The sequence below is a fragment of the Olleya sp. R77988 genome (genome assembly GCF_044594215.1).
Lineage (GTDB): Bacteria > Bacteroidota > Bacteroidia > Flavobacteriales > Flavobacteriaceae > Olleya.
Genome location: NZ_CP138988.1, coordinates 1,628,895 through 1,648,339, shown reverse-complemented (window position 1 = coordinate 1,648,339; position 19,445 = coordinate 1,628,895). Strand labels below are relative to the sequence as shown.

The 19,445-nt window shown below is 31.1% G+C and carries 17 protein-coding genes; 13 read left to right on the top strand and 4 right to left on the bottom strand.

Annotated features, from left to right (window positions below; translation table 11 throughout):
• The first annotated feature begins 6 nt into the window (after positions 1-6).
• From SJY17_RS07310 to groL, 6 genes are all read left to right on the top strand, one after another.
• The gene (locus tag SJY17_RS07310) at positions 7-1,275 is read left to right on the top strand and encodes a sigma-54 interaction domain-containing protein (RefSeq protein WP_397364847.1); all 1,269 of its coding nucleotides are present in this window, start codon (positions 7-9) and stop codon (positions 1,273-1,275) included.
• A 26-nt stretch (positions 1,276-1,301) separates the two neighbouring features.
• Positions 1,302-1,805 (top strand): LptE family protein, encoded by a 504-nt coding sequence (locus tag SJY17_RS07305; RefSeq protein ID WP_397364846.1) that lies wholly within the window; start codon positions 1,302-1,304, stop codon positions 1,803-1,805.
• Between the two features lie 6 nt (positions 1,806-1,811).
• Positions 1,812-2,729, top strand: coding sequence for a hypothetical protein (locus tag SJY17_RS07300; RefSeq protein ID WP_397364845.1), 918 nt, complete (start codon positions 1,812-1,814; stop codon positions 2,727-2,729).
• Between the two features lie 13 nt (positions 2,730-2,742).
• Positions 2,743-3,096, top strand: a complete 354-nt coding sequence (gene secG / locus SJY17_RS07295) for a preprotein translocase subunit SecG (RefSeq protein ID WP_397364844.1) — start codon at positions 2,743-2,745, stop codon at positions 3,094-3,096.
• Between the two features lie 144 nt (positions 3,097-3,240).
• A complete protein-coding gene (groES, locus tag SJY17_RS07290) occupies positions 3,241-3,519 on the top strand; it encodes a co-chaperone GroES (RefSeq protein WP_397364843.1) in 279 nt (92 codons plus the stop codon).
• A 107-nt stretch (positions 3,520-3,626) separates the two neighbouring features.
• Positions 3,627-5,261: a chaperonin GroEL gene (groL, locus tag SJY17_RS07285; RefSeq protein ID WP_397364842.1), complete on the top strand. Its 1,635-nt coding sequence runs from the start codon at positions 3,627-3,629 to the stop codon at positions 5,259-5,261.
• 95 nt (positions 5,262-5,356) lie between these two features.
• Here the strand turns inward: groL and SJY17_RS07280 are convergent, their stop codons facing one another.
• The 4 genes from SJY17_RS07280 to xrtF form a co-directional block, all read right to left on the bottom strand.
• Complete coding sequence (locus SJY17_RS07280; protein WP_397364841.1) at positions 5,357-6,085, bottom strand: hypothetical protein; 729 nt, start codon at positions 6,083-6,085, stop codon at positions 5,357-5,359.
• Positions 6,086-6,293: 208 nt separating this feature from the next.
• Positions 6,294-10,259 carry a LamG-like jellyroll fold domain-containing protein gene (locus SJY17_RS07275; RefSeq protein WP_397364840.1) on the bottom strand — a complete coding sequence of 1,322 codons (3,966 nt, stop codon included), beginning with the start codon at positions 10,257-10,259 and terminating at the stop codon, positions 6,294-6,296.
• A gap of 198 nt (positions 10,260-10,457) precedes the next feature.
• Entirely contained in the window at positions 10,458-10,886 is a 429-nt protein-coding gene (locus tag SJY17_RS07270) for an exosortase F system-associated membrane protein (protein WP_397364839.1), read from the bottom strand.
• Positions 10,879-11,430: an exosortase family protein XrtF gene (gene xrtF / locus SJY17_RS07265; RefSeq protein WP_397364838.1), complete on the bottom strand. Its 552-nt coding sequence runs from the start codon at positions 11,428-11,430 to the stop codon at positions 10,879-10,881. Before xrtF ends, SJY17_RS07270 begins: the two co-directional genes overlap by 8 nt.
• A gap of 80 nt (positions 11,431-11,510) precedes the next feature.
• Between xrtF and SJY17_RS07260 the strand changes: the two genes are divergently transcribed.
• The 7 genes from SJY17_RS07260 (at position 11,511) to rodA (ending at position 19,437) form a co-directional block, all read left to right on the top strand.
• Positions 11,511-11,966, top strand: a complete 456-nt coding sequence (locus SJY17_RS07260; protein ID WP_397364837.1) for a GAF domain-containing protein — start codon at positions 11,511-11,513, stop codon at positions 11,964-11,966.
• A 99-nt stretch (positions 11,967-12,065) separates the two neighbouring features.
• Positions 12,066-13,595 carry a bifunctional phosphoribosylaminoimidazolecarboxamide formyltransferase/IMP cyclohydrolase gene (gene purH, locus SJY17_RS07255; RefSeq protein ID WP_397364836.1) on the top strand — a complete coding sequence of 510 codons (1,530 nt, stop codon included), beginning with the start codon at positions 12,066-12,068 and terminating at the stop codon, positions 13,593-13,595.
• Positions 13,596-13,877: 282 nt separating this feature from the next.
• Complete coding sequence (locus tag SJY17_RS07250; RefSeq protein WP_397364835.1) at positions 13,878-14,906, top strand: rod shape-determining protein; 1,029 nt, start codon at positions 13,878-13,880, stop codon at positions 14,904-14,906.
• 13 nt (positions 14,907-14,919) lie between these two features.
• Positions 14,920-15,735, top strand: coding sequence for a rod shape-determining protein MreC (gene mreC / locus SJY17_RS07245; protein ID WP_397364834.1), 816 nt, complete (start codon positions 14,920-14,922; stop codon positions 15,733-15,735).
• On the top strand, positions 15,728-16,234 hold the full coding sequence (locus SJY17_RS07240) for a rod shape-determining protein MreD (protein WP_397364833.1): 507 nt from the start codon (positions 15,728-15,730) through the stop codon (positions 16,232-16,234). The genes mreC and SJY17_RS07240 overlap by 8 nt, the downstream gene beginning before the upstream one ends.
• Positions 16,231-18,159, top strand: a complete 1,929-nt coding sequence (gene mrdA, locus SJY17_RS07235; RefSeq protein ID WP_397364832.1) for a penicillin-binding protein 2 — start codon at positions 16,231-16,233, stop codon at positions 18,157-18,159. Before SJY17_RS07240 ends, mrdA begins: the two co-directional genes overlap by 4 nt.
• A complete protein-coding gene (gene rodA, locus SJY17_RS07230; RefSeq protein WP_397364831.1) occupies positions 18,160-19,437 on the top strand; it encodes a rod shape-determining protein RodA in 1,278 nt (425 codons plus the stop codon).
• Positions 19,438-19,445: the final 8 nt, after the last annotated feature.

The window sequence follows — 19,445 nt, the reverse complement described above, 5'->3', positions numbered from 1 at the left end:
AATAAAATGGAATCCATTCAATCCATAAAACAACGTTTCGGAATTATTGGAAATAGTCCAGGTTTAAATCGTGCTATTGAAAAATCAATTCAAGTGTCGCCAACAGATATTTCTGTATTGGTAACTGGAGAAAGTGGTGTTGGAAAAGAAAGTATTCCAAAAATAATCCATCAGTTATCTCACAGAAAACACGGTAAATACATTGCTGTAAACTGTGGTGCAATTCCAGAAGGGACAATAGATAGCGAGCTTTTTGGACACGAAAAAGGCGCTTTTACTGGTGCAACAGCAACCAGAAACGGTTATTTTGAAGTTGCAGATGGTGGAACCATTTTTTTAGACGAAGTTGGAGAACTGCCACTAACAACCCAAGTACGTTTATTACGTGTTTTAGAAAATGGAGAATTTATTAAAGTTGGATCCAGTAAAGTTCAAAAAACAGATGTGCGTATTGTAGCAGCTACAAACGTAAACATGTTTGATGCTATTAAAAAAGAAAAATTTAGAGAAGACCTTTATTACAGACTAAGTACTGTAGACATCAACCTTCCGCCTTTAAGAGAACGTAAGGAGGATATACATATATTATTCAGAAAATTTGCTAGTGATTTTGCTTTAAAATACAAAATGCCAACTATTAAGTTAACTGACGATGCAGTACAACTTTTAATAAAATATCGCTGGAGCGGAAATATTAGACAGTTACGTAATGTTGCAGAACAAATTTCTGTTTTAGAACAAAATCGTACTATTAGCGCACCAACATTACATAGCTATTTACCAAGCGGAAGCAACCTACCTGCTGTAATAAATACTACAAAATCCGAAAGCGATTTTAGTAGCGAACGAGAAATATTGTACAAAGTATTGTTTGACATGAAAGCAGATTTAAACGATCTAAAAAAGCTTACCATGGAGTTAATGAAAAATGGCAATGTAACAGATGTACAAAAAGACAATGAGACGTTGATTCAGAAAATTTATGGAGAAAACGAAAGTGATTCTCAGTTTGAAGAATACTCAGACAACCCAGAAGTTCTTTCAATAACTCAAAATTCTAATCCAAAAACTACTTTTGAGACCACAGACGTAAGTGATAAATATCATTTTGCTGAAGAGATTGAAGAAGAAGAAACCTTATCATTACACGATAAAGAATTAGAATTAATAAAAAAATCTTTAGAGCGTCACAAAGGCAAACGTAAATTAGCTGCAGACGAGCTAGGAATAAGCGAACGTACACTTTATAGAAAAATTAAGCAATTTGATTTGTAAAACGTCGTTATTTAGAAAAAACACAAATGAAATATTTAAAATACAGTTTACTAGCCTTAATAATGACAACACTTATAGGTTGTGGTGCCTATTCTTTTACAGGAGCAGACATAGGTGAGGCTAAAACATTTCAAGTAAATTACTTTCAGAATAATGCAGCATTAATAGAACCTGGTTTAGAACGTGATTTTACAATTTCACTACAAGACTTAATACAAAATCAAACTAGTTTAAGTTTAGTAAACTCTAATGGAGACTTAGTTTATGAAGGAGAAATTACAGAATATCGCATCTCTCCTACTACAGCAACATCAAGCAGTACTGCTGCGCAAAACAGATTAACTATAGGTGTAAAAGTTAGATTTTATAACAAAAAAGATGACGAAAAAGATTTTGAAAAATCATTCTCTTTTTTTTATGACTATGAAGGAAGTGAATTATTAACTAGCACAATTAAAGCAACAGCTTTTGAAGAAATTTTTGAACGCTTAACACAAGATATTTTTAACGCATCACTAGCAAACTGGTAATTAAAAATGACTAGCCAAGAATTAACAAACTTACTCCAAAAACCAAAATTAGTCAGTCCAGAACAGACTAACGTATTGGATACTATTTTGGATGAGTTTCCTTATTTTCAATCAGCTAGAGCTATTCACCTTAAAGGATTAAAAAACAAAGACAGTTTTAAATACAATCAAGCATTAAAAACTACTGCAGCCTATACAACAGATAGAAGTATTTTGTTTGATTTTATAACTTCAGATACCTTTAATCAAAATAAAATATCCGAATACATAAAACAAAACACAGACTATATTAATAGTCTAGAAGTTTTAGCTGAAGATATTTCGATTAATAAAAGCGTCACAATTGACGATGCCTTAAAGCATCAAATTGAAGCAACAAGACAAACAGTAGACCCTGAATTATTTCAACCTAAAATTGAAAAACAGCAAATCGCTAATTTTAATTTAGATGAAGAAGAAAAAATAGAAGACGCTACAGACAGCCCATCAAACTTTAATACAAATGATGCCGAAACATTTTTAAACTTAGGCAAGCCATTACAATTTGATAAATCTGAAACGCACAGCTTTAATGAGTGGTTAACTTTAACAAGCTTTAAACCTATTGATAGGTCAGAAACAAAAGAAACAGCAAACGAAGAAATTAATCTTGATCGCGAAAAAAAGTTTGAATTAATAGATCAATTTATAACTAAAAACCCAAAGTTAGAGGCAAAAAAAACAAGCACCTCAACCCACAATATTGCTAAAGCACAAATGATTCAACCAGAAGCATTAATGACAGAAACTTTAGCCAGAATTTATGTCGAACAAAAAAACTATAAAAAAGCCATTCAATCTTATAAAATTTTAAGTTTGAAATATCCAGAAAAAAGTGGTTTCTTTGCAGACCAAATTAAAGCAATAAAAAAATTACAAGAATAAATACACTATTATAATGAGCACATTTGCAATCTTTTTAATCTTAATCGTAGTAGTAGCATTTCTACTAGTAGTAGTAATAATGGTACAAAACCCTAAAGGTGGAGGATTATCTTCTTCTTTTGGAGGAGGTGGAACACAACAATTAGGTGGTGTTAAAAAAACAACAGACTTTTTAGATAAAAGTACTTGGACATTAGCAACAATCTTATTAGCATTAATTTTAGCTTCAAGCTTAGGTATTGACAGAAACGGAAACACTGCAGAATCTAAAATTAATACAGATGGTGTGCAGGCGCCTGCACCAACAACAACTCCAGCAGTTGATGAAGGAGCTAAAGTAATTGATCCTGCACCAGCAAAAGACTAATAATATTTATATAAATAAACAAAAAATGCCAACTATACAGTTGGCATTTTTTGTTTCTGCAAGTTTGTCAGTTATAGTCTATTGGCACATTTTTAGTACAAATTTTAAGCAATTAACTTTATAATCAATTAAAACATTTATACAATGGGTAAATTAAACATTAAGCCACTAGCAGATAGAGTTTTGGTAGAAGCTCTTCCAGCTGAAACACAAACAGCATCTGGTTTATACATTCCAGATACAGCTCAAGAAAAACAACACAAAGGAACTATTGTTGCAGTAGGAAACGGTAAAAAAGACGAACCTTTAACTGTAAAAGTTGGAGACACTGTGCTTTACGGAAAATACTCAGGTTCTGAAATCAAATTAGACGGTAAAGAATACTTAATGATGCGTGAAGAAGACATCATGGCTATTATATAAGCTGTCATTTCGCAATTGATACGAAATCAAATCTATTCAATAAAACAATTAATTTCAATTAAAAAGATTCCTGCCAACATAGGAATAACAAATTAAAAATTAAAATCATGGCAAAAGATATAAAATTTGATATTGAAGCTCGCGACGGATTAAAACGTGGTGTAGATGCATTAGCAAATGCAGTAAAGGTAACATTAGGACCAAAAGGTAGAAACGTTATAATAAGTCGTTCATTTGGCGCACCAATAGTAACTAAAGATGGTGTAAGTGTTGCAAAAGAAATAGAACTGGAAAACCCATTAGAAAACATGGGTGCACAAATGGTAAAGGAAGTTGCTTCAAAAACCAACGATTTAGCTGGTGACGGAACAACAACTGCTACTGTTTTAGCACAAGCAATTGTAAAAGAAGGTTTAAAAAATGTTGCAGCTGGAGCAAATCCAATGGATTTAAAACGTGGTATTGATAAAGCTGTAGAAGCAATTGTAACAGATTTAGGAAAACAATCTAAAGAAGTTGGAAACTCATCAGAAAAAATCAAACAAGTAGCTTCCATATCTGCAAATAACGATGATGTTATTGGAGATTTAATCGCTAAAGCTTTTGGTAAAGTAGGAAAAGAAGGTGTTATAACTGTTGAAGAAGCAAAAGGAACAGAAACTTATGTAGATATTGTTGAAGGAATGCAATTTGACAGAGGATACTTATCTCCATATTTTGTAACTAACAGTGATAAAATGATTACTGATTTAGAAAACCCTTATATTTTATTGTATGATAAAAAAGTATCTACAATGAAGGACTTACTGCCTGTTTTAGAGCCAGTTGCACAATCAGGAAAACCTTTATTAATTATTGCAGAAGATGTGGATGGTGAAGCATTAGCAACTTTAGTAGTTAATAAATTAAGAGGATCCCTAAAAATTGCTGCAGTAAAAGCACCTGGATTTGGAGATCGTAGAAAAGCAATGTTAGAAGATATTGCAATCTTAACTGGTGGTACTGTTGTATCTGAAGAAAGAGGATTTACTCTTGAAAATACTACTTTAGAAATGTTAGGTACTGCAGAACGTATTACAATAGACAAAGACAATACTACTATTGTAAATGGAGCTGGAGATAAAAGCTTAATAAAAAACAGAGTTAACCAGATTAAAGCACAAATTGAAACAACAACTAGTGATTATGACAAGGAAAAACTACAAGAACGTCTAGCAAAATTAGCAGGTGGAGTTGCAGTACTTTATGTTGGAGCTGCTAGTGAAGTAGAAATGAAAGAAAAGAAAGATCGTGTTGATGATGCTTTACATGCTACTAGAGCTGCTGTAGAAGAAGGTATTGTAGCTGGTGGTGGTGTTGCATTAGTTAGAGCTAAATCTGTTTTAGATAAGATTACAACAGAAAATTTAGACGAAACAACAGGAATCCAAATTGTAGCAAGAGCTATTGAAGCTCCTTTAAGAACTATTGTAGAAAATGCAGGTGGAGAAGGTAGCGTTGTTGTAAACAAAGTAAGCGAAGGTAAAAAAGATTTTGGTTACGATGCTAAAACAGAAACTTACGTTGATATGCTTAAAGCTGGAATTATAGATCCTAAAAAAGTAACTAGAATTGCATTAGAAAATGCTGCTTCTGTTGCTGGTATGATTTTAACTACAGAGTGTGCTTTAATAGATATTAAAGAAGATGCTCCTGCTGGTGGTATGCCACCAATGGGTGGAGGAATGCCAGGAATGATGTAATACATCTTTAAATACAACAAAAAAGCCTTAACAAATGTTGAGGCTTTTTTTATTTATTATTATTTAATTAAATACACTTCTCAGACACTATAACTTTAGTCAAAAGTTAATCTTCCAAAACTACTGCTACTCTTATAAGAATCGCAACATGGATCACTAGAAGGGTTGTCTAACCAAACATTTGGATAAGCAACAATTTTAGAATAACCATATGAAGAAGCGGATTGAAAGGACGGAAAGACTCCCACAAAAAGGTCAGTTATAAACCATCCATCAGTACCACTTAAAAAAATATAAACATAATCACACTCCACCCAACTTACAGCTTCATTTGGATAGTAAGTACTAAAAAAATAATAATCCCAATCTCCTTTTTCTCTATCATCTCCCCAATTATTCAATGTCCTATGACTGTTTATTTTTCCCTTGTTTGTATTAAAACGTGTCACCACAAAAACATCATCATCGGTATTGTTATTAGATTGATTTCCTGTATGAGTTGCTATAAAATAAAACCATTCTGTACTAAACCCTTTGCTGTTTTTTTTATAGTCTTTCATAAAAGACTTTACATCTAAATTAAATTTAGCATTTGCTTCCTCTTCTGAAATATCACCACTATATGTCATATGAAATAAAGCTTCTTTTACTTCAACATCATCAATCGGAAAATCACTATCATGTGTTCGACCTTTAAATCCTTCTACTTGCTCGTTTTGAGGAGTAGAGTTTTCTTCCTCTAATTCAAATTGTTCACACGATGTTACAAATAATGCTAATGTAATTAAGACTAGGTACTCTTTTAAATTGTTTACTGTTTTCATGGTTTATATTGTTTTCCTTTTTATGCTAAAAAAAGCAAAAGGTTAACAAATAAGAAGAATAAAACAATTTATAATCTTTACTTAAAGATTTATCAGTTTTGGAAAGTTTAATTTTATTGATCTGCTTAAAATTTTAATAAGCTAATTTCTTTATTAAAATTCAAAAAAAAAGCCTCAACAAATGTTGAGGCTTTTTTAGTAAACTAATTTAATTAATAGTAACCTTTTTAGATAGTATTCTTCCATCTTTTAAAGTTACATCAACAATGTAAACTCCAGTACTTAAACTACCAAGAGTAACTCCTGAGTCTACTTGATTTGCATTGACGTTTGATAAACGCATTACATTTTGCCCTAACATATTAACCAAGTTTAAAACCTTTACCTCTTGATTAAGTCCTTTAATATATAATTGATTTTGATTATTATTTACAAATATTGAAATAGTATTATTTGACTCAAACTCTTCGTTAGATAAAGCATCACCAGAGTTAAAGACTACTTTAAAACGATCTGCATCCTCACCAGCTAAAGCACTAAAATTGTAATCTCCAGTTCTTAAGTCGTGATAAACACCTTCAAGAGTATCGTATAAATAAATCTCTTGAGAAGCATCAATGTTTTCAGTTTCAATCATTTTAATTGTATACGTTACAGATGCGTCACTGTTTAAAACTAATGCTACTTCTTTATCATTTTGAATTGGCGAGTAGGCTTGTATTGCATATTTTTCATTATTTAATGTAGATAATAAATCATTTGCAAAAACCTCTGATGCTTTTGCATCATAACCATAATCAAATTGATTGTCTGATGTGTTGTTACCAAATGCAAGTAATAACTCTCTATTTAAATTACTTGATGTTTCAAACCCTAATCTAATAACTTGTAAATCTGTATCACTTGTTTCTTGAGTGGTAGTATTGTTAGTTCTTAAAAATTGAGATTCGTTTGTAGCTTCTTTTTTAAAGACTCTTTGGTCGTTATTAAACTCAACATCTCCACTACCTATTATTTCTGCCTGAAACCCTTGCGCAACAGGAATATATCTTTTTGGTGTTTTTGTTCCGCTTTGCACTCCATTATTTGCGCCATTTAAACCTACAAATTGATATGCTTTAACACCTCCAACTTTGTTTAAAGTAGCATAACCACCTTCGTATTGATCTAACACATGACTATTTCCTGCCCATTGCTCCCAGAAATATAATGCTCCATTTATTAAACCAACATTATCATCTATAAAAGCATTTGCATCAATAGCAGAAGGATATGGATTACCTAATAGATACTTAGTTTTAGAAACTCCTCCAACAGAACCAGGTCCTCCAGCATCATTTACATTAATTAAAATATCTCCATTATTTGGCTTCCCTTCAAAAATATATTGAAAATCCGTACTACCAACACCTGTTCCTTTTTGTGTGTATCCAACTCCTGGTTCGATATCTGAAGTTTCAGTTAAAGGAGCCCATTGATAATATGTTACTCCGTTTTTATAGGTATATAACCAATATGTACTTAATGTAGCTGGGGTTGTTGTTGCAGGTGTAGTACCTGAAGTAAACTGTAAATCTCCATTTGCATCGTTAAGCATATTAACTTTAAAGTTGGTGTTATTTGACACAGTACTCTGTGCACCTACTGGAGAACTCCAATAGTTATATCTATATACATTATTTGTACCTTCTTGTCTTCTTAATAATTTACCAGCACTTGTTATTTCTAAATCACTCCAATCAGTTTGAACAAGTTGAGAGTCACCCATTAAATCTAATGTTCCATCAAGCTCTAAGTACCATCTGTTTTTTACTTGATTATCACCTGTTACAGTCAAAGTCTTGTTTGAATCTATCATTAAACCTAAGTTAGTATGAGATCCACTTGTTGTTACATTATCTTTAACATGCACAATAGACCAATCCTTGTTTGGTAAATCTTCGATATCCCAAACATCACCATGCAACCAAGTACTTTCTGTAGTCCAAGCTCCATCAGTAATAGTCTCATAAGGCATTGGAGCAGTTTGAGGCTGTACAGTATTAATATGGTGTAATGTTAAATTACGTGAAGAATTAGATTCGTCATAAGTAATACCATCTACAATATTAGTCATTGGGTAATACGCTTCTAATGATGACCATTGTACACGCTCTGAAGTTGTAAAATCTAATATATCTTTATCTATAACAGTTCCTTTTAAATAACCTAAGTTATTCTCAATTTCTTGATATACAATACTTTGTAATTGATCTGTAGATAAAGCTTTTTGAAATACTCTAACCTCATCAATATTTCCGTCTAAGTGTCCAAAACCAGCAAAACTAGTATTAGTTGGATATCTACCAATTGTAAACTCTCTTCCAGAGTATATATGAGAAGATCCATCCATGTTTTTAGTTAACAATTCAGAATTTAAGTCTGGATCAGTTTCTGTTCCTACTAATTCTCCATTTACATATAACTTTATTGTAGATGTTGATGCATCAAAAACTCCTGCTATATGATACCATAAACCACTTTCAATAGTCAAACCTAAAGAATAATCTGGTGCTACCGTAAAATTATTTGGAGGATAATTACTACCAGAGGTAGTTATTTGTTGCTGAGTTAATACTACAAAGTTTGGAGTCCTACCACTACTAATATACAATCTTATATTTTCTTGTCCTGCAATACTAAACAAGTCTGGCAAATAATTATTATCACCATCTATTTTAACCCATCCCATAATAGTCGCTTCTGTCCAATTACTTATAAAGTTAGGCGTATCTAAATAATCGTCTTCACCATCAAAATCAACAGTACTAGAACCAATAATTATTGTTTTATCATCTCTAAAATCTAAGTCTCCACCAGAAGATACATCGCTATCTAAATCTCCAAACGATTTTACTAAATCTGCTGTATCACCAACAGAAACCTCATCGTTAGAATCAAAAACAGAACTTTCTTCATCAAATATATTAACCAATCCATCATCATCAGTATCAGCAGAACTAAAAATGTTATAAACATGTCCATTTTCATCTCTATCTAAAATCCCATCATTATCAGTATCTGTATCTAAATAATCAGGTAAATCTGTATTATCAGTATTTACTGGCATTAACCCAGTTCCATAGTTTGTATATAATCCAATAGAAGCACCACTAGTCCTAACGACACCACTTGGAGGCAAATAATTAAGTGTTTCTTGAGCTTCAACATTATCAGGGATTCCATCATTATCAACATCAATATCTAATTGCTCTTTACATAAAAAGCTATATGCAAAAGTATCTAATCCATGTGGATCATGCGTATCTGGTTCTAATCCTCCAGAGATAATAATATGTCTAATAGTAACCTGACTAACAGGATCACTAGTTACAAATCCAATTGTATTTTCTATATTTTGACCAGCAAGTACAGAACCTTTTAAGGTACCTGCTGCATCGTATAAATTAATATTACCTGTTGCATCATCTCCTAAATATGCATTACTAAAGTAAGCTACCAAAGTACCATCTGCATAAACTTCATAATTAACAACTGCTGTATCTGTGTTAGTATCATATGCATCGACAAAATCAAAACTAAAAGATGCTACAGGCTCTGTAAAATTTATAAATACATCATAATAATCTCCAGTTTGAGAACCAGATTCTGGATATATATATACTCCTGACCCACTATCTCCAGACATTGCTGCGCCATAAGTAGTTGATCTAAATTCGTCTATATCCCAAGATCTATAAACATAATCATTATCCTGAAAAGTCATTGTTCCATTAGCAAATGTACCAACACTAGAATTTGCTGATCCGTCATCCCAAGAAGTTGAAGGAAAAGAATAATCTGAAGCTCCATTTAAAACTGTTAAAGGTTGACCTCTATCATAAACTTCTTTTTGGAATCCAGATTCTTGATATCCAAGTCCATTTGTATTATTTCCAATTGTAAAAACTTTGAATTGATCTATTTCCCAAGAAATTTTATCTGATGCAGGAGTTGCTGCTCCAGATATTGCAGGACATTCTGTTGTATCTAAAAGACCATCATTGTCATCATCGACATCTAATCTGTCAACGATAGTATCGTTATCAAAATCTGATTCTTGAGCATTAACCAAAGATGTGGTTAATAAGATAGCACAAAAAAGTGCATTGAAAAATATAATATTTCTCTTCATAGGTTAAGGTTTTATTTGAGGGCAAATCAATCTCTTGGGCAAAGAAACCAATTATGACACAAAAGTAGTCTCAAATTAAAGCTACAAAACAATAAAACGGACGAAATGCACAATAATCCGATTAAAAACATATAAGTGTTAATTTAAACGATAAAAGACACAACTAACTGGTTATTAAACAAAAAAGGTCATTTCATTCTATTTTTTTAATCTGTGATAAAAAAATGCAGGTAATAATAAAAGCAATAGAACAGGCTGTATTAAAAAACGCCTAATATTAAAAAAGAAGTAATAGTTTTCTTGCTTTGGCTCTAACACAAAATAAAGGTAAAAAACCGTTAAAATCACAAACGAAACCAAGTAAACAAAAGTTGCAAACTTAACCACACTTTTATCTTTAAAAAAGAAGTACAAAATTAGTAAGGATAAAATAGTGTTTATAAAAAATCGAAGACTTGTAAAAGCTACTAATTTTAAAACTTCTTGTCTTGGAGAATCTATATATAGATAATCATTTTGAAAAAACAATAAATACGGATCATAAAAAATATCCTTTTCAAACCACCTCACTAAAACCAGTAAAGCAAATAGTAAAGAAATCCATATATATTTATAAAATTTACCCATTAGATTTATTGACTTTAGAAAAACGATTAACCCAAAACATCCAAAGTAAAAAAACCATCCCGTAAATAATTGCAGGAAAAACAACTGTATGTAATTCCTCTCTTCTCCATGGATAATGATACAATCCAATACTTAAAATAACAATGCGCAGTAAATTAACTATATAAATCAAAACACTTCCAGCCAAAATGTAAAACAAAGTTGTTTTGAATTGTCCAGAAAAAGCAATTATAAAAGATATAAATAAAATAATAATACTTGTTCCATTACAACCTTCTATTACTCTAGCTAGATATTTACCATTAATTATTAATTTTACAGAAGGCTCATCTGGATGTGGCAAAACCTGTGTAGAATACCCAACATTTTCTAATAAATCCTTGGATTGGTTAGCTACTAAATTTGTAATAAAATCTGGATAGTATTTCCCGTCCTTAGAAGCATCCAAATAATAATTATAAGCAACAGATAAGACACCATAGACAATCAAAAAAGTGAATATAAATTTAATTACAGGCTTGTATTTAATAATTAAAGCTTTCAATATAAAAAAGAAATATTTTATGATTTTTTAAAGGTTGAAATTACACCTTTTTAAATACTTTTACCAAAAAAATTGTACAAATGGCTTTTGAAAGATTAAAATCTCAAGTTGAAACTATAGTTTCTGATACTACATTATTAACAGATGAAAAATTATTACAAATCTGTCAATTACTTGAAACCAATATAGAATATTACAATTGGGTTGGTTTTTATTTTAAAAATGGAGATAAGAACGAACTAAAACTTGGACCATACGTTGGCGAACCTACAGACCACACTATCATCCCTTTTGGTAAAGGTATTTGCGGTCAAGTAGCATTAAGCAACCAAAATTTTGTTGTTCCAGATGTAACAGCACAAGACAATTATATTGCATGTAGTATTACTGTAAAAGCTGAAATTGTGATCCCTATTTTTATTAACGGAGAAAACATTGGACAAATAGACATCGATTCTAATACTCCTGATCCTTTTACAGAAGCTGATGAGCGTTTTTTAGAATTTGTTTGCTATAAAGTTTCAGAAATACTGTAGATGTTAATAACTACTTGTTTTAGTTGAAAAGACAGACTAGGTTTTCAGCTAAAACAATTTCATTTTTCTTAAATTTGCTTGCTTATTAACACAACTATAATGAGCAACAAAACAATTAAATCTGCATTAATTTCGGTATTTAGCAAAGACGGTTTAGAGCCTATTGTTAAAGAGCTAAACAAACAAGGTGTCACTATTTATTCTACAGGTGGAACTGAAACATTTATAAAAAACTTAGGCATAGACGTCGTACCTGTAGAAGACGTAACTTCTTATCCTTCAATTTTAGGAGGTCGTGTAAAAACATTACATCCAAAAGTTTTTGGAGGAATCCTAAATAGACAAAACCATGATGGTGATGTTAAAGAGATGAAGGACTTTGATATCCCACAAATAGACGTAGTAATTGTAGACTTATATCCTTTTGAAAAAACAGTTGCTTCTGGAGCACCAAACCAAGATATTATTGAAAAAATTGATATTGGTGGGATTTCTTTAATACGTGCTGCTGCAAAAAATTATGCAGACGTCATTTGTGTATCATCAGTGGATGATTATTCTGAGTTTTTAGAATTAATTACAGACAAAAAAGGAAACTTATCCGAAGACGACAGAAAACGTTTTGCTGCCAAAGCTTTTAATGTCTCATCTCATTATGACTCTGCTATTTTTAATTATTTTAATGCTAATCATGACATAGCTTCTTTAAAAATTAGCGAGACTAATGGTAAAGTATTACGTTATGGAGAAAACCCACACCAACGTGGATTTTTCTTCGGAAATTTTGACGAGATGTTTACCAAACTACATGGTAAAGAATTAAGCTACAACAACCTTTTAGATGTTGATGCTGCTGTAAATTTAATTGCAGAATTTAAAAACGAAAAACCAACATTTGCCATTTTAAAACATAACAATGCTTGTGGTTTTGCACAACGCAACACAGTAGATCAAGCTTACACAGATGCTTTAGCTGGTGATCCTGTATCTGCTTTTGGAGGTGTTTTAATTAGTAATACAGAGATTGATGCTGCTTGTGCAACAGATATTCATAAATTATTTTGTGAAGTAGTTATAGCTCCTTCTTTTTCAGCAGAAGCTGAAACTATTTTAAAAGGAAAGAAAAACAGAATTCTTTTAGTATTAAAAGATGCTGCTTTTGCAAAAACAACGGTTAGAACTTGTTTAAACGGAGTTTTAGTACAAGACAGAAATGATAAAACAGATACAGTTGCAGATTTATCTTATGCAACAAACACTAAACCAAGTGCAGAAGAAATTGAAGATCTAATTTTTGCTTCAAAAATTTGTAAACACACAAAATCTAATACTATTGTTTTAGTAAAAAACAAGCAATTATGCGCTAGTGGTACAGGACAAACAAGTCGTGTTGACGCATTAAACCAAGCCATCCATAAAGCACAATCTTTTAATTTTGATTTAAAAGGAAGCGTTATGGCTAGTGATGCCTTTTTCCCGTTTCCTGACTGTGTTGAAATTGCAGATAACGCAGGAATAACAAGTGTTATTCAACCAGGTGGTTCTATAAAGGATCAATTAACTATAGATTATTGTAACGCTAATAATGTATCAATGGTAATGACTGGAACACGTCATTTTAAACACTAAAAAAAGAATCTTATAAATGTCAATTAAAAAGCTTCAGTTAAATTACTGAAGCTTTTTTAGTTTTAACTGGCTCAATTTCCGCGAAAGCGTAAAAACATCTCTTTTTTAAGATAAATCTTAAAATTAAAATTTGAAAATTTCTCAATATTACAATTGAAAAAAGACGGTTTTTCAACATTTAAAAATTATAGCACAACATTATAGAATAATCTGCGTTTTTTTACTTAGATTTCTTACTTTTACATGATATATTTTTTCAACTCCTTAAATTACACATAAAACATGGGATTTTTTGATTTCCTGACAGAAGAAATCGCTATAGATTTAGGTACTGCCAATACATTAATTATTCACAACGACAAGGTTGTTGTTGATGCACCTTCTATTGTTGCTCGTGATCGTATTAGTGGAAAAATTATCGCAGTTGGACAAGAAGCCAACATGATGCAAGGAAAAACACACGAAAACATTAAAACAATTAGACCATTAAAAGATGGTGTAATTGCAGATTTTGATGCGTCTGAGCAAATGATAAGTCTATTTATTAAAAATATCCCAGCACTTAAAAAGAAACTATTTACTCCAGCTTTACGTATGGTAATTTGTATTCCTTCTGGAATTACAGAAGTAGAAATGCGAGCAGTAAAAGAAAGCGCAGAGCGTGTTAACGGAAAAGAAGTATATTTAATACACGAGCCTATGGCTGCAGCAATTGGTATTGGTGTAGATATTATGCAACCTAAAGGCAACATGATTGTAGATATAGGTGGTGGTACAACAGAAATTGCTGTAATTGCACTTGGTGGAATTGTTTGTGATAAATCTGTAAAAATTGCAGGAGATGTATTTACCAACGATATCATTTATTATATGCGTACACAGCACAACTTATATGTTGGAGAGCGTACTGCAGAAAAAATTAAAATCCAAATTGGAGCTGCAACAGAAGATTTAGATCTTCCACCAGAAGATATGAGCGTACAAGGACGTGACTTATTAACTGGTAAGCCAAAGCAGGTTCAAATATCTCATAGAGAAATAGCTAAAGCATTAGATAAATCTATTTTACGTATTGAGGATGCTGTTATGGAAACGTTGTCTCAAACTCCTCCAGAATTAGCAGCAGATATATACAATACTGGTATTTATCTTGCTGGTGGTGGATCAATGCTACGTGGTTTAGACAAGCGTCTGTCACAGAAAACAGACTTACCTGTTTACATTGCAGAAGATCCGTTACGAGCTGTAGTTAGAGGAACAGGGATTACACTTAAAAATATTCCAAAATACAAAAGCGTATTGATAAAGTAGTAACACTAACTAAATGCAACAAATTGTAAATTTTATACTTAGAAACAAAACGTTTTTGTTTTTCTTGTTGTTACTTTTTATTTCGGTTAGCTTAACTATTCAATCTCATTCTTATCATAAAAGCAAGTTTATAAACTCTGCTAATTCAATTACTGGAGGTGTCTATGGTATGAGTAATTCTGTAAGTAGCTATTTTAATTTAAAAGAAGAAAACAATAAACTAATAGAAGAAAACTTAAGATTAAGATCTTTAATAACTAATCATTCTGTTAACACAGCATCTTACATAGACTCTACTTCTTTTTCTGGTCAATATAAGTTTACATCTGCTAAAGTTATCAAAAACAGCTACGCACTTCAAAATAACTATTTAACAATAAACAAAGGGATTAAAGATAGTATTAAAGAAGATTTAGGTGTTATTTCGTCCAAAGGTATTATTGGAATAATTGATAACTCTGGTAGTAAATATGCTACAATAATATCAGTTTTAAATACCACAAGTAAAATTAGTGCACAACTAAAACAAACCAATCAATTTGGGACTTTAAGCTGGAATGGTGTATCTCCAAAATTTGTACAACTTACAGATATCCAAAAAAGTGCAACACTAAAAAAAGGAGACACGATTGTAACTTCTGGTAGATCTGCTATTTTTCCTAAAGGAATTTTAGTAGGAAAAATTGAAGATTTTAAATTAGATATCACTAAAAATTATTTTGAAATTGAAGTGAAACTATTTAATGACATGACTAATCTAGAACATGTTAGTATTATAGAAAACAAAGACAAACCACTAATAGATGCTTTATTAAAATCTGATGAATAATCTATTATCCATACATACTGTTAGATTTATAGTACTTATTTTACTACAAGTATTATTGTTTAGTAAAATTAATTATATGGGATACATCAATCCATATATTTATATACTATTTATCATTTTGTATCCTGTAAAAAACAATCGCATCCTATTTTTATTTTTAAGTTTTTTACTAGGATTAATTATTGATATTTTTATGGATTCTGGAGGGATTAATGCTAGTGCAGCTTTGGTAACAGCATTTGTAAGACCTGCTGTTTTAAAATTTAGCTTTGGAGCAGTTTACGAGCATCAAGCGCTTAAATTTAATAACACAGATTTTGGTCAAAAATTGACTTATATTTCTATTTTAACAATCATTCATCATTTTATATATTTTTTATTTGAAATTTTTAACGTTTCAAAAATAATTTTAGTGTTACAAAACACGTTGTTTTCTAGTATATTCACGATCATACTTTGTATCTTAATAACGTCAATTTTTAGCACAAAATCTAAATGAGAAAATTATTACTTCTTCTGTTTGTTATAATTGTTGGCTGTGTTTTTACAGGACGATTACTTTTTCTTCAAATTTATAAAGGTGTCTCAGCAAACCTTTATGATGATAATGCTATTAGAAAAGTTTTTGATTATCCAAAACGTGGATTTGTGTATGACAGAAATGGTAAACTTTTGGTATCCAACCAACCATCCTATGATGTCATGGTCATACCAAGAGAAGTAAAACCATTGGATACTTTAGAGTTTTGTAGTCTATTAAAAATTGACAAACAAACTTTTATAAAAAAGTACGATAAAGCAAAACGCTACTCTCCAAGATTACCTTATGTTTTTGTCTCTCACTTATCAAAAGAAGATTACGCCATTTTACAAGAAAAAATGCGTAAATACGAAGGTTTTTATATTCAGAAAAGAAATTTAAGAAAATACGAAACCACTATTGGAGCAAATGTTTTAGGAGATATTGGAGAAGTTAATGACAGAAATATTAAAAATGATAACTATTACCAATCTGGAGACCTTATTGGTAAGCAAGGTATTGAAGCATCATACGAGAAAACACTTAGAGGTCAAAAAGGAATAAAATTTATACAAAAAGATAGACACAACAGAAACCTTGGGTCTTTTAAAGAAGGTACATATGACACATTACCAGAAGCAGGAAAAGACATTAAAACAACAATTGATGCCACTTTACAAGCCTATGGAGAATTACTAATGACAAATAAAAGAGGTGGTGTTATAGCTATAGAACCTAAAACTGGCGAAATCCTGGCTATGATTTCTGCTCCAACTTACAACCCTAATAGTTTAGTTGGTAGAAACCGAAGTAAAAACTACACCAAATTGTATAATGACTCTATTGCAAAACCCTTATTTAACAGAAGCTTACAAGGTGTTTATGAACCTGGTTCTCCTTTTAAATTAATGAATGCCTTAATTGCTTTACAAGAAGGTGTAATCTCTCAAGAAGAAAAAATAACCTGTTATAATGGTCTTAAATACGGAAAAAGAGCCTTTATGAAATGTCACTGTGGATATGGCGTAAAAAACAACCTTACAAGAGGTATTCAAGAATCTTGTAACGCATACTTTGGAACAGTTTATAAAAGAATACTTGACAACTACGACAATGCCTCTATTGGTATTGACAATTGGAGTAAGCACGCAAAAAGTTTTGGTCTTGGTAATTTTTTAAATAACGATTTATATGTTGGCCAAAAAGGACGAATACCAGATAGAAAATTTTATAGTTCTGTTTACCCAAAACGATTTTATTCTACCTATACCATGTCCAATGCAATTGGCCAAGGAGAAGTTAGAACTACTCCAATACAATTAGCCAATATGATTGCAGCAATAGCAAATAGAGGGTATTATTATACACCACATATTATAAAAGAAATTGAAGGCGAAACCTTGCCAGACAATTTTACAATACCAAAATACACAACCATTGACAAACAACATTTTGACCCTGTAATAGAAGGTATGCTTAAAGTGTATGAAAAAGGTACAGCAAAATCTTTACAAATAAAAGATATTGAAATTGTTGGAAAAACAGGAACGGTAGAAAACTTTGTCAAAATAGATAGTGTTAAAACACAACTAACAGACCACTCTATTTTTGTTGCTTTTGCACCAAAAAACAACCCTAAAATTGCAATTGCTGTTTTTGTAGAAAATGGATATTGGGGAAGTCGTTTTGCTGGAAAAATAACCAGTTTAATGATAGAAAAATATTTAAAAGGAAGTATTAGCAGAAAAGATTTAGAAGATTGGGTTTTAACCCATAGTTTAGAAAATGAATACGCAAAACCGTATTCTGGCGAACCTTTTAAAATAAATGGTCAAACCCAATTACAAGTAGTAAAACCTGAAGAATATTATAAACTAAAGAAAAGACTAAACCAACTAGATTAAATGTTAAGACAAACAGATAGACATTATAAATTTGATTGGTTAACCATAATATTATTTTTTATTTTGGTTGGTTTTGGATGGTTAAATATTTTATCGGCAACTTATGGTGGAGAAACCATTGAATATTTTAACTTATCTAAATTATATAGTAAACAACTTATTTTTATTGGTTTATCAGCAATAATAATTGTCTTTATTTTATCTGTACAAGCAAAATTTTACGAGCGCTTTTCCAGTATTATTTACCTTGTATCACTACTCCTCTTGGCTGGTTTATTTGTATTTGGAAAAAACATAAATGGTGCAACCTCTTGGTATCCAATTGGATCTTTCACCTTTCAACCAGGTGAGTTTGCTAAGGTCGCTACAGCATTAGCAGTAGCAAAATATGTCAGCGATTTAAATACAGACATAAACAAGTTTAACGACCAACTTAAAACATTTGCAATAATTATTGTTCCAGCTTTACTTGTACTTTTACAACCAGATGCAGGAAGCACATTAGTCTATGGAGCTTTTTTCTTTGTATTATACAGAGAAGGTTTACCACACATATATTTAATTGTTGGACTTTTATTGATCTTATTGTCTATATTTTCATTAAAATTTGGTGTAATTAATACGCTATTAATTGCAGCAATTGTGGTTTTTACCTATTACTTTACCAGAAAGAAAAGACCTTCAATAGTTCAACCTATTACAGTATTATTACTTAGCGCACTATTAGCTTTTGGAGTCCGCTTTTTTTATGAAAACATATTACCTGATCACCAAAAAGATAGAATTACTGTTTGGTTAAGTCTTGAAAAGGATCCAGTTAAATTGGAGAAAATGAAAAAAACCGTTGCTTACAACCTTAATGAGTCTGAAAAGGCTATTAGTAGTGGAGGATTTAAAGGAAAAGGGTTTTTGGAAGGCACACGTACAACAGGAAATTTTGTTCCAGAACAAGAAACCGATTACATTTTTAGTACTGTAGGAGAAGAATGGGGTTTTATTGGTAGTTTTCTAACAGTTGTTACTTTTATAATTTTAATTATAAGAATTCTTTTTCTAGCAGAACGACAGAAAAATCAATTTAGCAGAATGTATGGTTATGCAGTAGCTTCTATTTTATTTTTACACTTTATGATTAATATTGGAATGGTAATGGGATTAATCCCAACTATTGGTATTCCTCTTCCATTTTTTAGTTATGGAGGATCTGGTCTTTGGGGTTTTACAATACTAGTCTTTATCTTTATTAAATTAGACTCTAATCGTATTAATGAGTGGTAACCTTTAAC